The sequence below is a fragment of the Psychromonas sp. genome (assembly GCF_983033635.1).
This window is the reverse complement of sequence record NZ_CEZLMY010000020.1, coordinates 25813-39602: the sequence shown is the minus strand read 5'-3', so window position 1 is coordinate 39602 and position 13790 is coordinate 25813. Positions and strand designations below refer to the sequence as shown.

Sequence of the window (13790 nt, the reverse complement as noted above, 5' to 3'; positions counted from 1 at the left end):
AATAATTACTCTTAGATTGAACAACGCAAAAAAGAGAGCTTAGGCTCTCTTTTTTTATGCCTGCAGGAAATGGAAAAGTTAAAAGCCGGGAAGGCTCAAAGGCCACAAGGATAGAAGTTGTCGGCTATCAGCTTTCGAGCTATCGGCTTTATCCGTGAAGGTGGCGCTATGCCAGTAAACAAGGTAGGTGCTGGTGTTGGAGCGTAAATCATCGAGTAATAATTACCTCGTTCCCATGCTCTGCGTGGTAACGCATAGTTTTATGTTTTATGCCACTGCTACCGGTCTGAATTCCCACTCAGAGCGTGGAAACTAGTGGTGAAATCGCTCGCTTAGGATCTCTTTTTATACCTGTATTTACCAAAAGCGCATTCTCAACACAATTATTACTTCCGTACAGTCGGCATCGCTATTACCTGCTGATAATCTTAATGCTCTTTCGGTGTGATTAATAATAAAGAAGAATTCAGTTATTCTGAAAGCGCCATAAATTGACTCTGACAGCTTCTGTTCAAAATAGTGGGATGTAGTGGTTTTGTTGTTATAGACGAACTAGAGGCCTATAAACGGAGCATTCGATATATTGTCATCGTAAAAGCTAATGTAAGTTATTATATGCATAAACGCTAATATAACTGTTGCGGGCCAGGCATAAAAAAACCCCGAATATTTTCATATTTGAGGTTTGTTAATTGTCAGTTAACTAGCTTATACAGTTGCTTAACTAATTATTAGAAGCTGTAAGAAGCACCTAATACGAATACGTTGTTATCGTGACCCGGGTTGGTTTTTGCTGCGTCTTCCTGGTTACGGTACTCTACATACGGTTGAACGCCATTACGAGCCCATGTTGCACGGAACTCATGCTCCATTGAGTTGTCTTTTGCAGATGAATCATTAATGTAATAAACGTTGTTATATTTAACCGCTACAGGAACATCAGAAAATGTGTACGCGATATTGTTGTCAAAACGTACCTGGTCGTTTGTAGTGCTGCCAGTATCTTCTTCCGCAATCTGCATACGAGTACGGTTAGAGATAGAAATACCATTATCAAAGTTATAACCTATTTTAACTAATGGGCGATATTGGAAAGCTTCTCCGTCATGCAACAAGTGATGGTAACCAGCCGCAACCCATAGGTTATCTGATAAATTAAATGCCTGTTCAATACCCAGTGTCGTGTAAGCAGAAGCGCTTGAGTCTGCCCCGTCCGTTCCATAATCAGTGCTTCCAAGCTGAATTCCATCAAACTCGACAAGAAGTGTAGTACCAGTTGTAAATGTATGGCCGGCTTCAATCGTAGAGGTAACATCAGAGCCGTTAAAATCTTTACGGTCATGCATCTGTACATTACCAGTTACATAAGAAGAGCCTGTTGCTTCATTTTCAATAGAACCTGCGTCAGACTCTGCAAATGCAAGTGGGGTAAGAAGAAGAGAAGAACAAGCGAGTGATAGAGTTATTTTTTTCATAGTTTTAGTGCCTTGTTTAATAAAGATTAGAAATTCCTATTAATAAATTTCACTTACTCCATGTTAGCGAGGTGCTGTTAATTGATGTTTCAATTCCATGAAGCTCTTCTATTAGGAAGAGTATTAATCAAGCATCCACCGGTAAGTTCTATACCGGTATATGTCAAAATTATAATATTTATTGTAAGTAATCAAGGCCATTGTATTGTCGGAAAAACGTTCGTTGATATGGGGATATATTTAATTAATCAAAGATATACAGTTGCAGTTTGCTTTAGCTTGAAAGCCCGTTGTTTTGTATAAGCGGCTCCTGCAGTTAAAGGCAATGACTTGTGCTCGATATTGGATTTATAGAAGTTGGCTGATTTGCCATAAAGAATAGATAAACAACAGTTCTGTTGCCGTAAAGGCGGCAACAGAACTTGGATAAAGTTCGCTGGATTTAACATTTGAAAGCGTGACCTGTGTCACGCTTTGTGTTGGGTTGGATTGCAGTTTGTTTTTGTATTTAGAAAGAATTTCTATGTAAAGGGATTAAATTACCTCTTTACGTGCGCGTGCTACAACATGCTCTGGCATTTTCTCTGCTAATTGAGAAAGCAGCTGTTGCACTTTTTGTTTGATTTTTTGATCATCTATAATGCTAAGAAATAAAACGTGGTACGCATCTTCATAATCAACGGGGCTTCCGTAACCAGCAATTAACAGACGCACATAATTTAGCTGTGCATTTAAAAAGCCTTGCAGGGCCGCTTCCCGGTAATAGATAATTGCACGCTCTTTATTGCTTTCAACTAAAATCCCTTTTTCATAGTAGCGGCCTAATTGTTCAATCGCAGGTAATAACCCCTGTTTGGCTGATAATTTGATGTAATACATTCCAAGTCTGGCATTACGCTCAACACAAACCCCCCAAGCGAGCATATCGCCCCATAAATAGGTGTATGCAGGCTCTTTGATTTTCAGTGCATGCGCTTTAATGTCTTCCACTAATTGGCACTCATCGGCTTTTACGCGCTGTAGATGTTGATTAAGATTGACTAATTTGTTGAGTTCATCCTGGGAATAAAGTTGTACCACTTCATAATCAGAATAGGATGCATTAGCGTATTGAGAAAATGTAAATAACAATAATAAAAAAAACGACTGCTTCATGGCGTCCATACCTTTGATTGGGTTCTATTAATATTTATCGGCAATGGCTGATAATTCTTAACCAGTATCATTCATTTTCTGCAAATAAAAAAGCCCTCGTAAAACGAAGGCTCTTTTTTCTGGATATCGAATTTACAAGGAGCGTTTAAATACCGCTGCCTTGCTCTTCTGCATCATCTTCATGTAAACCACATTCTCGTTTGAGGCCAAAGAAACGAGTTTCTTCTTCGCTCATGCCGGCTTCAAGCGGACGAGATGTTTGCACATCGCCCACTGAAACGTAACCTTGCTCCCAAAGAGGGTGGTATTCAAGGCCATTGTCTTTGAGGTAATAAAAAACCTCTTTATTACTCCAATCTATAATCGGCAAAAACTTAAAGCAGCCGTTTTGGATGCTTAATACAGGTAACTCACCACGACTTGATGCTTGCGAGCGACGCAAACCCGAGAACCAGGTTTTTGCGTTTAACTCTTTAAGCGCGCGTTTCATTGGTTCAACTTTATTGATTAAGTTGTACTGCTTTAAACCGTCAACTCCTTGATCCCATAATTTACCGTAACGAGCTTCTTGCCATGCACTGCTATGCTGAGCACTATAAATTTTAAGGTTTAAATTAAGCTGCCCCGTCAAATCATCAATAAACTGATAGGTTTCAGGAAACAGATAACCAGTATCCGTTAAGATAATGGGCGTATCTGCTTTTACCTGCGTAATCAGATGTAAACATACCGCAGCTTGAATACCAAAACTTGAAGATAAAACAAATTCACTTTCCAGATTTTCAATTGCCCACTGCACACGTTGTTTTGCCGTTTTCTTTTCAAGCAGGCTATTAACTTCTGCTAAAGCTTGTTTTTGCTGTGCTTTATCTAAGGTTAATAGCTGTTCAAGATCCAGTTGTTTAGTCATGAAAATCCTTAGAAGCAATAATCACTTCTGGCACAATACCGGCGCGGATTGTAAAATCACCAAAACATTCATCTTGGTTACGTTCAATCGCCCAGCGGCCGATTAAGTTATCTAATGTTTCCACAATAGTGGCTTCATCTATGTTCTCCTGGTACATTTTAGGTAAACGAGTGCCGTTTGTATTGCCCCCTAAGTACAGGTTATAACGACCAGGTGCTTTACCGATTAAACCTATTTCAGCCAGCATTGAACGGCCGCAACCATTTGGACAACCAGTGATACGTAAGATAATTTTATCTTTAGCAATGCCATGTTTCGCTAATAAAGCTTCAACGTCATCGGTCAACCCCGGCAGATAACGCTCAGCTTCTGCCATCGCTAACGGACAGGTCGGCAGTGCAACACAAGCCATTGAGTATTTACGTTGATCAGTTGTACCATCATCAATCAAACCACATTCACGAGCTAAGGCTTCAATATTGTCTTTCTCAGCTTCAGGTACACTGGCAATAATTAAGTTTTGGTTTGCTGTCATGCGGAAAGTACCTTGGTGTACTTTAGCAATTTTCACTAAACCTGATTTAAGTGGTTTACCATCAAAATCAAGAATACGGCCATTTTCAATAAATACCGTTAGGTGCCATCTGTTATCAATACCTTTAACCCAACCGATACGGTCGCCGCGCTCTGTAAATTCGTAAGCACCAGGCTCCGCAAATATCACACCTGAACGTTTCTCAACTTCATTTTTAAAAGTTTCAACACCGTGTGTTTCTAATGTGTATTTAGTACGGGCATGAGAACGACTGACACGGCCACCCAGATCTCGTTGAGTGGTTACCACAGCTTCTGCAACCTCCATTACTTTATCTGCAGGAATAAAACCAAAGTCATCACCTAAACGAGGGAAGGTGGTTTTATCACCGTGAGTCATACCTAGACCCGCACCTACGACAACGTTGTAACCGATGATTTTACTATCTTCACCCTTACCTTCAATGATGGCAATGAAGTTCAGATCATTAGCGTGAATATCTACGTCATTGTATGGCGGTAATGCCACCGCAATTTTAAACTTACGCGGTAAGAATATATTGTGGTAAATCGGCTCTTCTTCCGTATCTAATACTTTTTCGCCATCTAACCAAATTTCCGCATAGGCGTTACTTTTCGGTAAAAAGTGTTCACTGATTTTTTTAGAAAGTTCATACACTTGCGTATGCAACTCAGATTGCTCCGGGTTTGATGTACAAATCGTATTACGGTTTACGTCACCTGCCGTGAAAATAGAATCAATATCAGCTTTAAACTTAAGCTCTTGGAATACAGACTTAAGGTTACGCTTAAAGATACCGTGGTATTGGAAAGTTTGACGCGTGGTAATGCGAATACTGCCCGCATCGGTTAACTCGGATGCGATACGGTCAATCTCTAACCATTGCTCTGGTGTTACTACACCGCCCGGTAGACGGGCACGTAATAAAAATGAGTATAAAGGCTCTAACTTCTGTTTTTTACGCTCGCTGCGACGGTCACGATCATCTTGTTGATATAAACCGTGAAATTTCACTAACTGAACTTCGTCAGGTGGAAATGAACCGGTTGTATTGTCATTAAGACCTTCAACTAATTTACCTCGAAGAAAGTTACTTTCAATTTTAATGCGTTCGTTATCGTGTAATTTCTGGCTCATTAGTAAACATCCCTCTGGTAACGTTTTGCTTTACGTAATTCTGTTAAATATTGTTCAGCGTCATCTAAGCTTTTATTGCCTTGTTCGCTGATAATGTCGATTAATGCCTGCTGCACATCTTTAGCCATGCGGTTAGCATCACCGCATACATAGAAGTGCGCACCATCTTGTAACCACTGGTAAATATCGGCTGCATTTTCTCTCAGGCGATCCTGCACATATATTTTCTCTGCCTGGTCGCGTGAGAAAGCTAAATCCAGCTTGTTTAATAAACCTGATTTCAGGTGTGCCTGCCATTCAGTTTGGTATAAGAAATCTTCATTAAAGGTCTGGTCGCCAAACAGTAACCAGTTTTTACCCGTTGCATCTGTCGCATCACGCTCCTGCATAAAGGCACGGAAAGGCGCAATACCAGTACCTGGACCAACCATAATAACTGCAGTGTCCGGATTAGTTGGTAAACGGAAGTTATGGTTATCTTCGATAAACACTTTAACTTGATCACCCTCCTCTAAACGATGAGATAAGAAAGTGGAAGCTGCACCGTGTCGTGTTTCACCGTCTGCATTTTTAAAGCTTACTGCGCCCACTGTTAAGTGAACTTCTGCATCTACTTCTGTTTGGCTTGAAGCAATTGAATATAAACGCGGGCTTATATGGCGCAATAACGCGACAAAGTTCTCGGCAGTGATCGCTTCATTGCCTTGCTCTGCTACTACATCAATAATCTGATGATTATTCGCGAAATCACGCAATGCATTTTTATCGATCGCTAGTTTTAATAACTCAGCATTATTGGTTAGCTTTGCATAACCTTCGATAAATGCCGGGTGTGTACCTGTTAATTCATAATCTTCCGTTAATGCTTTTTTAAGTGTTACGTTTCTATCTTCAACCATCACTTGTTTTTCAGCATCAAGGCCAAGCTTGGCGATTAACTGCTCAACTAAAATCTCATCGTTTTTAAACCATACACCCAATGCATCTCCAGCCGTGTAGTGCAGATCTGAACCTTCTAAATCAATTTCTATATGAGAGACATCTTTTGCTGATTTGTCTCCGGTGATTTTTTGGCTTACTAATAAACTTGCACTGAACGGATTATGCTTATCGTATTTGTTAGCAGCCGCTGCGCCTGCTGACAGAGCAACAGGAGCCGCTACAGTGCCACCTTTTTCCAGTGTTTGTTTAACTTTCGCCAGTGCCTGATCAAACCAGGCCTGCGTTACCTGCTCATAATCAACATCCGCATCTAAACGCTCAACAATTGCGGTTGCGCCCAATGCACTAATGCGTTGTTCAAAGTCTTTGCCTGTTTGACAGAAGAATTCATAACTTGAATCACCTAAGCCTAAAACAGCAAATTTAAGATTATCTAATTTAGGTGCTTTTTTAGTTGCCAAGAACTGATGCAGGTCGATTGCATCATCAGGCGGATCGCCGTCGCCATTGGTACTGGCAACGATAATTAGATGGCTTTCATCTTTGATGCTCTTAACTTTGTAATCAGCCATTGAAACTAAGGTATTAGCTATCCCCTTAGCGGTTGCTTGCTCTGCTAGCTGCTGCGCAACACCTTTGCTGTTACCTGTTTGTGAAGCGAATAAAATGGTCAGACTTTGGCCTGAGCTCACTGCTGTTTGTGCTGCAACGGGTTGTTGGCTTAGGCCTGCTAAATAACCGCTGACCCACGCTGTTTGAACTGGGGTTAAACCTGTCATTGCTTGCTGCAGTTGAGATAGCTGCAACTCAGATAAAGGCGAGGTTAAAGCCGAGAGATTGTTTAGTGCCATGACGCTATTTTCCACTATTACATAAAGATGGCATTAATATTACGCGCAGTTGATATTACAAGGTAATAATAGAAATGAATTTTTTATAACAAAATGGAATTACCATTGCAGTTTTATACACGTTGTTTTGATTATTCGAATATCAGAGTCACTCTATAGTGCTATCTTTATAACCAAACCACTTGTAAGGCATACTAATTGTTAAAAGGGTCTTAGATGAGAAACCTGTTACTACTTCTGCTGTTTTTTTCTTGTGTCTTACCAGCAAAAGAACAGACGCTTGATACTACCCTTTTTCTGGATGAATCCCCTGAGCCGCTACCTGTTTATGAATGGGGGATTGCTGTGGGGGTTCGCAGTGCGCATATTCCTTTTGCCACTTCCGAACAAACGGTCAACGATTTTGTTCCTAAAATGTATTATGAGGGAGATCATCTTTTTTTAAGGGGTGAGTATGGTGGCCTGCGTTTTTTTCAACAACAGAATTATAATCTAAGTGTGTTAGGGCGTTATCGTTATTTCGATATTCCTGTCGAATACCAAAACCAGTTTCAAGGCACAAATATTGATCTTGGCCTGCAATTTGAATATCTCTTTAAAGCCAATTTTCCACTGCAGCTTGAGTTGATGAGTGATTCTGACGGGCACAGTTATGGCAATCTGAATTTACGTTATGCGATTGATTATAAAGATTTTGATATTGATCTGACCAGTACCTTTCGTTATAAAAGTAGCGAATTTAATAATATTTATTATGGCTTAGGTGTCGATGATATCGGCAGTGACTATGATCTTAAAGTGGGCGCAGAGCTACGCTACCATCTGTACAGCAATCTATATTTACTGGGGGAAGCTAAGTTAACCCGTTTGGGCAGTAACACCTACCATAGTCCGTTAATTGACTCACCAACACAGGGCGAATATTACTTAGGGGTTGGTTTCTTTAACGATAAAAAAAATCCACAACCGCTAACCTTACCTGATAACCATTATATTCGCTGGGCCTTTGGTTGGGCTACGCCTTCAAATATTGGCGATATCATCCACGGTGATACTGAAAAAGATCCATACAATAACCGTCTAACATCACTCTTTTATGGTATGCCGTTAACTGAAAGTTTGTTTAGCCTGCCGATTGAGCTATTTTTAACACCAGGGTTTGCTTACCATTTAGAGTCTGAAGTTCAAGATCCAATCACTGAATATGTACTGGCGATCAAAGCCTATTATACTTTTACTTGGCCGGCACGCTGGCGTTTTGGTTTTGCTGAAGGTTTGTCGTATGTTTCCAGTCTTACTTATATAGAACAAAGTGAGATGGACGAAAAAGGTTATAACGGCAGTAATCTGCTTAATTATTTAGATTTTTCTTTAGATCTAAATCTTGGCGATGTTTTTCGCAGCAACTCATTAGACAAACTGTGGTTAGGTTACTCCATTCACCACCGTTCAGCTATTTTTGAAAGCAGTTCAATGTTCGGCCGAATTAAAGGCGGCAGTAACTACAATACTGTTTATCTGCAGTGGCACTTTTAGCTGATTTAAATTTTTTATTTTTTAGAAATAACTTCTTTATCAGGGTAATACAGTCTATTCTTGATAAATATTACAAATTTTTAACAATGGAGCATCTGATGAACTGTTTAGTTTATAAAATAGCGTTACTCACGTTGGCCACCACTACTCTATGGGGCTGTGGTAAAGAGAAAGAAGTTGTTAAAGCGCCTGTTATCAGGCCGGTTAAAACCGTACTTATCCATGATGAACAGCTTGGCAGTGACCGTAATTTCCCCGGGCGGGTGGACGCGGTGCAGCGCGCACAAGTTTCATTTCGAGTGTCGGGTAAACTGATGAAAATCCACGTAAAAGAGGGGCAGAGTGTTGAAAAAGGCGACTTGCTTGCTGAACTTGATCCCACTGATTATCAAATCATCTTAAATAAACGTAAAGCAAGTTACAACAAGGCTAAGGCGGATTATACGCGGGGTAAAGAGCTGATCGATGATGGTTATATCTCCCGTACTCAGTTTGACAAATTAGAAGCTGATTTTAGCACCGCAAAATCCAATCTCAACCAGGCACAACAAGATCTGAAATACACTAAGCTAGTTGCCTCATTTGCTGGTGTTATTGCTAAACGTTATATTGATAATTTTGAAGAGGTGCAGGCAAAACAGGAGGTTTTTAATCTCAGTGATGTCTCTCAAGTTGAAGTTAAAATTGCAGTGCCTGAGGGAATAATGCGTCTGGGCAGAGAGTCAAAAGACAAGCTCAAGGCGTTTGCCTCGTTTGCCGATTCATCTGGGCAACGCTTTCCACTAACGTTAAAAGAGATTGCAACGAAAGCGGATCAACAGACGCAAACGTTTGAAGCTACTTTTGTGATGGACCAACCTGAACAGTTGATGTTATTACCCGGCATGACCGCGAATGTGCAAATCGAACTGAAATCTGCATTAATCAGTGAGTACATCCTTTTGCCTACCACTGCAGTAAAAGGTGCTTCAGATATGAAGCCTACTGTTTTTGTTGTTGATCCCGAGTTAAGCACACTGCAAGCTAAAGTGGTTAAGGTGGGCAGCATGGAGGGCAGTAATATAAAAGTTACTGACGGTGTTGAGATCGGAGATCGCGTGGTGATAGCGGGCATCTCCTTTATGCGTGAAGGTGACAAAGTGAGCTTGATGAAAGAGGTTGAGCAAGCAGATCCCGCAACTGCACCATAAATAAGCACCCAATTAAAATTAGCCAGCAGAGGCAGAAACAGATGAATATTGCAGAATACTCAGTGGTAAATAAGGTGGTTACCTGGTTGGTGGTGATCATTTTAATCGGTGGTGGCATTACCGCCTACGATAAAATTGGTAAATTAGAAGATCCCGCATTTACCATTAAAGAAGCGAAAGTGATCACCCTCTATCCAGGTGCAACCGCAGGTGAAGTGGAGTCGGAAGTAACCTTTCATGTTGAAGATGCTTTGCAGCAGTTAGAGCAGTTAAAAGATCTGAAAATGACGGTCAACCGCCCCGGCTATTCCGAGGTGACCATAGAGTTTAAGGATAAATATAAATTAGCTGATATGCCGGGTATCTATGATGAGGTGCGTCGTAAAATAACCGATATGCAGAGTAAATTACCACCGGGTGCAATGCCGACCATTGTTTATGATGATTTTGCCGATGTTTACGGGCTGTTTCTTTCATTGTCGGGTGATGGGTATACCTATCGGGATCTTAAAGATTTTGCCGATCTGCTGAAAAAGCAGCTGGTACTGGTTGATGGGGTGCGTAAGGTTGTTATTGGTGGCGAGCAGGCTGAGCAAGTTAATATCTTTTTGTCCCGCTCTAAAATAGCGGAATTAGGCATTAATCCCCAAGTGATAGCCAATGTGCTGCAGTCACAAAATGTCGCTTCGGAGGCGGGTAAAATTCGCGTTGAAAGTGACTATATCCGCATTCATCCCACCGGTGAATTTAATTCAGTAACGGCTATCGGAGAGGTGTTGATTGCAGGCACCGGTAAGCAGCTGGTGCGTTTAAAAGATATCGCCACCATTGAGCGCCGCTATTATGAAGAGCCGAAGATGCTCTATTACCGCAATGGTAAACCGGCACTGACGTTAGGCGTTTCTATGCAGTCCGGTACTAATGTAGTAGCTGTTGGCGAGCGTCTGCAGCAACGTTTTCAGGAGTTACTGCCCGTCACCCCTCTAGGTATGCAGATTGAGGCGATTTATGATCAGCCAACAGAGGTCGATAATTCGGTTAACGGCTTTATTATCAGTGTGATTCAGGCATTGGTAATTGTGGTTGTGGTGTTACTGTTTTTTATGGGAGTGCGCGTAGGGTTAATTATTGGTGCAGTATTACTGATTACCGTTGCAGGTACGCTGTGGATTATGGAAATGGCCGGTATGGAGTTGCAACGTATCTCGTTAGGCGCCTTGATTATCGCCTTGGGGATGCTGGTAGATAATGCCATTGTGGTCGCGGAAGGCATGCTGGTGCGCATTAAAGGCGGTATGAATGCGGTTAAAGCTGCTGGTGAAGCTGTTGGTCAGACTATCTGGGCATTATTGGGTGGTACCATTATTGGTATTCTTGCCTTCTCCGGTATCGGATTTTCAGTGAGTGCGGTAGGGGAGTTTGCGGGCAGTCTGTTCTGGGTTATCTTGATATCTTTAAGTCTCTCTTGGATAACTGCAGTGACAACCACGCCTTTACTCTGCGCCATGTTTATTAAGGCGGATAAAAAAGTAGAAGGGCAGGAGGAGAGTGATCCTTATGCCGGTATGTTATTTCAGAGTTATAAAAAATTACTGTTAGTCGCATTGCGTTTCCGCTGGGTGACTGTTTCGCTGGTGGTTGCTTTGTTTATCTCTGCGATTATCGGTTTTGGTTATGTTAAGCAGGGCTTTTTCCCCGATTCTAATACGCCGATGTTTTTTGTGGATATTTGGGAAGTGGAAGGTACAGATATTCGTGCTACCCGTGATGATGCGCTGAAGGTTGAAAAGTTTTTATCAGAGCAGCAGGAAGTGGTTTCTACCACGACTATGGTCGGTGGCGGCGCGATGCGCTTTACCTTAGTGTACACACCGGAATCCTCTACCAACGCCTATGCGCAAATCATCGTCAAAGTTGAAGATAGGAAGCAGATTGCAGCACTGCAGGCAAAAGTTGCCGAATTTATGCGTGTTGAGCTGCCTAATACCGAGCCTAAAGTAAAAAATCTGCGTATCGGCCCGGGGCGTGATTCTAAAATTGAAGCGCGTTTCTCAGGTCCTGATCCAAAGATATTACGTGAGCTCTCCGAGCAAGCACAAGCCATTATGTTTGCTGATAGTGAAGCGCGTGATATTCGTGATGACTGGCGTCAGCCGGTGAAAGTTATCCGTCCTATTTTTAACGAGCAAGTTGGCAGACAGCTTGGTATTACCCGAGCAGAGTTAACCGACGCACTTAAACGCTCATCGGTGGGCGGTAGTGTTGGTACTTATCGTGACGGTAACCGTTTATTAGATATTGTACTGCGCGCACCTGAAAATGAACGGGATGATGTGGCTAAATTGCAGGATATTCAGGTATATAGCCCGGTACTGGATCGCTCGATTCCGGCAGGGCAAGTGATAACTGACATTGAAACGATTTGGGAGAATAATATTATCCGCAATCGAAACCGCGCTCATACTATTATTGCATCGGCTAACCCGATTGGTCCGTTAGCATCACCGCTGTTTAATCGTTTACGGACGCAAATTGAAGCGATGCCGTTACCATCAGGTTATATGCTGGAGTGGGGGGGGGAATATGAAGATGGTGTTAATGCTTCAGAGCCTCTATTTGCCGCTTTGCCGGGTGGTTTTGTGTTAATGATTATCGCCTCTATTTTACTGTTTGGGCGCATTCGTCAACCACTGATTATCTGGATGGTAGTGCCGATGGCGATTATTGGTATTACTGCTGGTTTGCTCGCTACGGGCGGAGCCTTTGACTTTATGGCATTGCTTGGTGGTTTGAGTTTAGTGGGGTTATTGATCAAAAACGCGATAGTGCTGATTGAAGAGATAGATTTGCAGAAAGAGCAGGGCAAAGAGCTCTTCCAGGCAATTGTAGAGTCATCCGTGGCGCGTATGCGTCCCGTGTTAATGGCGGCATCAACTACTATTTTAGGCTTGATTCCACTATTAGCGGATGTGTTCTTTATGAATATGTCGATTGCGATTATGGCGGGACTGGGTTTTGCAACCATTCTAACCTTAATCATAATCCCTGTTTTATATTCAATTTTGTATAAGGCGCAGTATAGGGTGCTAGCTTAAAAATAAAGCGCTAGTTTTTTAACATTATATAAAGAAAAGGCACGTACAATTGGTTTTGTACGCGCCTTTTTTATTGTATAACTTTCCTCACTTAGGCTCCTCGTGGGCGTGTGAACGAGATCTTTTCTGCATTGGCTGGTTGATTTTGTGTTAATGAGTATCGCCTCTATTTTACTGTTTGATCGTATTCGTCAACCATTGATTATTTGGCTGGTGGTGCCGATGGACATTATTGGTATCATTGCTGGTTTGTTAGCCACGGGTGGTGTCTTTGATTTTATGGCTCTCCTTGGCGGGTTGAGTTTAGTGGGGGTATTGATTAAACATACGATTGTGTTGATCGAAGAGATCCGTTATGTATGAATATGTCGATTGCGTTATGGCGGGGCTGGGTTTTGCAACCATTCTAACGTTAATCATAATCCCTGTTTTCTATTCAATCTTGTATAAGGCGCTGGCTTAAAAACAAAGCGCTAGTTTTTTAACAATATATAAAGAAAAGGCACGTACAATTGGTTTTGTACGTGCCTTTTTATCAATGGAGTGTGGTGATGCTTCTCCATGCCGCTCATATTTTATAGGCGCTTATAAAGCTAATAGAGGCGGAGTTAAACTCCGCCCTGAAAAGTTAATATGAAACGCAGTTTGCACCTAATGATGAATAATCTCCGCTTCCACCTTGCATGTCAACAATACAGCTGCCGTAGCTAGACGGACATGACGGGTAAACTGTTGTACTGCCGCTGTAGCCCATATCTTGGTAGCTTTCTTCAACAAGTTGACAGGCATCATTTGGGTAGTTATTAAAGCACATTGAAGTTGTCACACCTGAATATGTAACGTTAACGCCACAAGCGGCTGTAGTTCCTGTGCCAGTTCCTGTATCAGTTCCTGTATCAGTTCCTGTATCAGTTCCTGTATCGGTTCCTGTATCAGTTCCTGT

10 protein-coding genes are annotated in these 13790 nt (G+C 41.8%); 4 read left to right on the top strand and 6 right to left on the bottom strand.

The genetic code is table 11. The features are described 5' to 3' along the window. Nucleotides 1-731 precede the first annotated feature (731 nt). The 5 genes from AC4GME_RS04655 to AC4GME_RS04635 form a co-directional block, all read right to left on the bottom strand. Nucleotides 732-1475, bottom strand: a complete 744-nt coding sequence (locus AC4GME_RS04655) for an oligogalacturonate-specific porin KdgM family protein (RefSeq protein ID WP_490379074.1) — start codon at nucleotides 1473-1475, stop codon at nucleotides 732-734. 534 nt (nucleotides 1476-2009) lie between these two features. Then, nucleotides 2010-2630 carry a tetratricopeptide repeat protein gene (locus AC4GME_RS04650; RefSeq protein ID WP_490378559.1) on the bottom strand — a complete coding sequence of 207 codons (621 nt, stop codon included), beginning with the start codon at nucleotides 2628-2630 and terminating at the stop codon, nucleotides 2010-2012. Nucleotides 2631-2775: 145 nt separating this feature from the next. Next, nucleotides 2776-3540 carry a phosphoadenylyl-sulfate reductase gene (locus tag AC4GME_RS04645; protein ID WP_490378558.1) on the bottom strand — a complete coding sequence of 255 codons (765 nt, stop codon included), beginning with the start codon at nucleotides 3538-3540 and terminating at the stop codon, nucleotides 2776-2778. Further along, the gene (gene cysI, locus AC4GME_RS04640; protein ID WP_490379073.1) at nucleotides 3533-5233 is read right to left on the bottom strand and encodes an assimilatory sulfite reductase (NADPH) hemoprotein subunit; all 1701 of its coding nucleotides are present in this window, start codon (nucleotides 5231-5233) and stop codon (nucleotides 3533-3535) included. Before cysI ends, AC4GME_RS04645 begins: the two co-directional genes overlap by 8 nt. After that, nucleotides 5233-7026, bottom strand: coding sequence for an assimilatory sulfite reductase (NADPH) flavoprotein subunit (locus tag AC4GME_RS04635; protein ID WP_490379072.1), 1794 nt, complete (start codon nucleotides 7024-7026; stop codon nucleotides 5233-5235). The genes cysI and AC4GME_RS04635 overlap by 1 nt, the downstream gene beginning before the upstream one ends. Before the next feature lie 216 nt (nucleotides 7027-7242). Here AC4GME_RS04635 and AC4GME_RS04630 point away from each other — a divergent pair, with 216 nt between their 5' ends. From AC4GME_RS04630 to AC4GME_RS04615, 4 genes are all read left to right on the top strand, one after another. Next, nucleotides 7243-8562: a MipA/OmpV family protein gene (locus AC4GME_RS04630; protein WP_490379071.1), complete on the top strand. Its 1320-nt coding sequence runs from the start codon at nucleotides 7243-7245 to the stop codon at nucleotides 8560-8562. A gap of 98 nt (nucleotides 8563-8660) precedes the next feature. After that, nucleotides 8661-9752, top strand: coding sequence for an efflux RND transporter periplasmic adaptor subunit (locus AC4GME_RS04625; RefSeq protein ID WP_490379070.1), 1092 nt, complete (start codon nucleotides 8661-8663; stop codon nucleotides 9750-9752). Nucleotides 9753-9793: 41 nt separating this feature from the next. Continuing rightward, nucleotides 9794-12847, top strand: coding sequence for an efflux RND transporter permease subunit (locus AC4GME_RS04620; protein WP_490379069.1), 3054 nt, complete (start codon nucleotides 9794-9796; stop codon nucleotides 12845-12847). A 147-nt stretch (nucleotides 12848-12994) separates the two neighbouring features. Next, entirely contained in the window at nucleotides 12995-13210 is a 216-nt protein-coding gene (locus tag AC4GME_RS04615) for a hypothetical protein (RefSeq protein ID WP_490379068.1), read from the top strand. 265 nt (nucleotides 13211-13475) lie between these two features. On the opposite strand, the gene AC4GME_RS04610 is transcribed toward AC4GME_RS04615, so the two are convergent. Beyond that, the coding region (locus AC4GME_RS04610; protein ID WP_490377197.1) for a hypothetical protein at nucleotides 13476-13790 on the bottom strand (315 nt) is incomplete at its 5' end.

Bases quoted from the DNA above. Each gene is read 5' to 3' on its own strand.
- AC4GME_RS04655 (WP_490379074.1), bottom strand. From the start codon at position 1,475: ATGAAAAAAATAACTCTATCACTCGCTTGTTCTTCTCTTCTTCTTACC.
- AC4GME_RS04650 (WP_490378559.1), bottom strand. From the start codon at position 2,630: ATGAAGCAGTCGTTTTTTTTATTATTGTTATTTACATTTTCTCAATAC.
- AC4GME_RS04645 (WP_490378558.1), bottom strand. From the start codon at position 3,540: ATGACTAAACAACTGGATCTTGAACAGCTATTAACCTTAGATAAAGCA.
- cysI (WP_490379073.1), bottom strand. From the start codon at position 5,233: ATGAGCCAGAAATTACACGATAACGAACGCATTAAAATTGAAAGTAAC.
- AC4GME_RS04635 (WP_490379072.1), bottom strand. From the start codon at position 7,026: ATGGCACTAAACAATCTCTCGGCTTTAACCTCGCCTTTATCTGAGTTG.
- AC4GME_RS04630 (WP_490379071.1), top strand. From the start codon at position 7,243: ATGAGAAACCTGTTACTACTTCTGCTGTTTTTTTCTTGTGTCTTACCA.
- AC4GME_RS04625 (WP_490379070.1), top strand. From the start codon at position 8,661: ATGAACTGTTTAGTTTATAAAATAGCGTTACTCACGTTGGCCACCACT.
- AC4GME_RS04620 (WP_490379069.1), top strand. From the start codon at position 9,794: ATGAATATTGCAGAATACTCAGTGGTAAATAAGGTGGTTACCTGGTTG.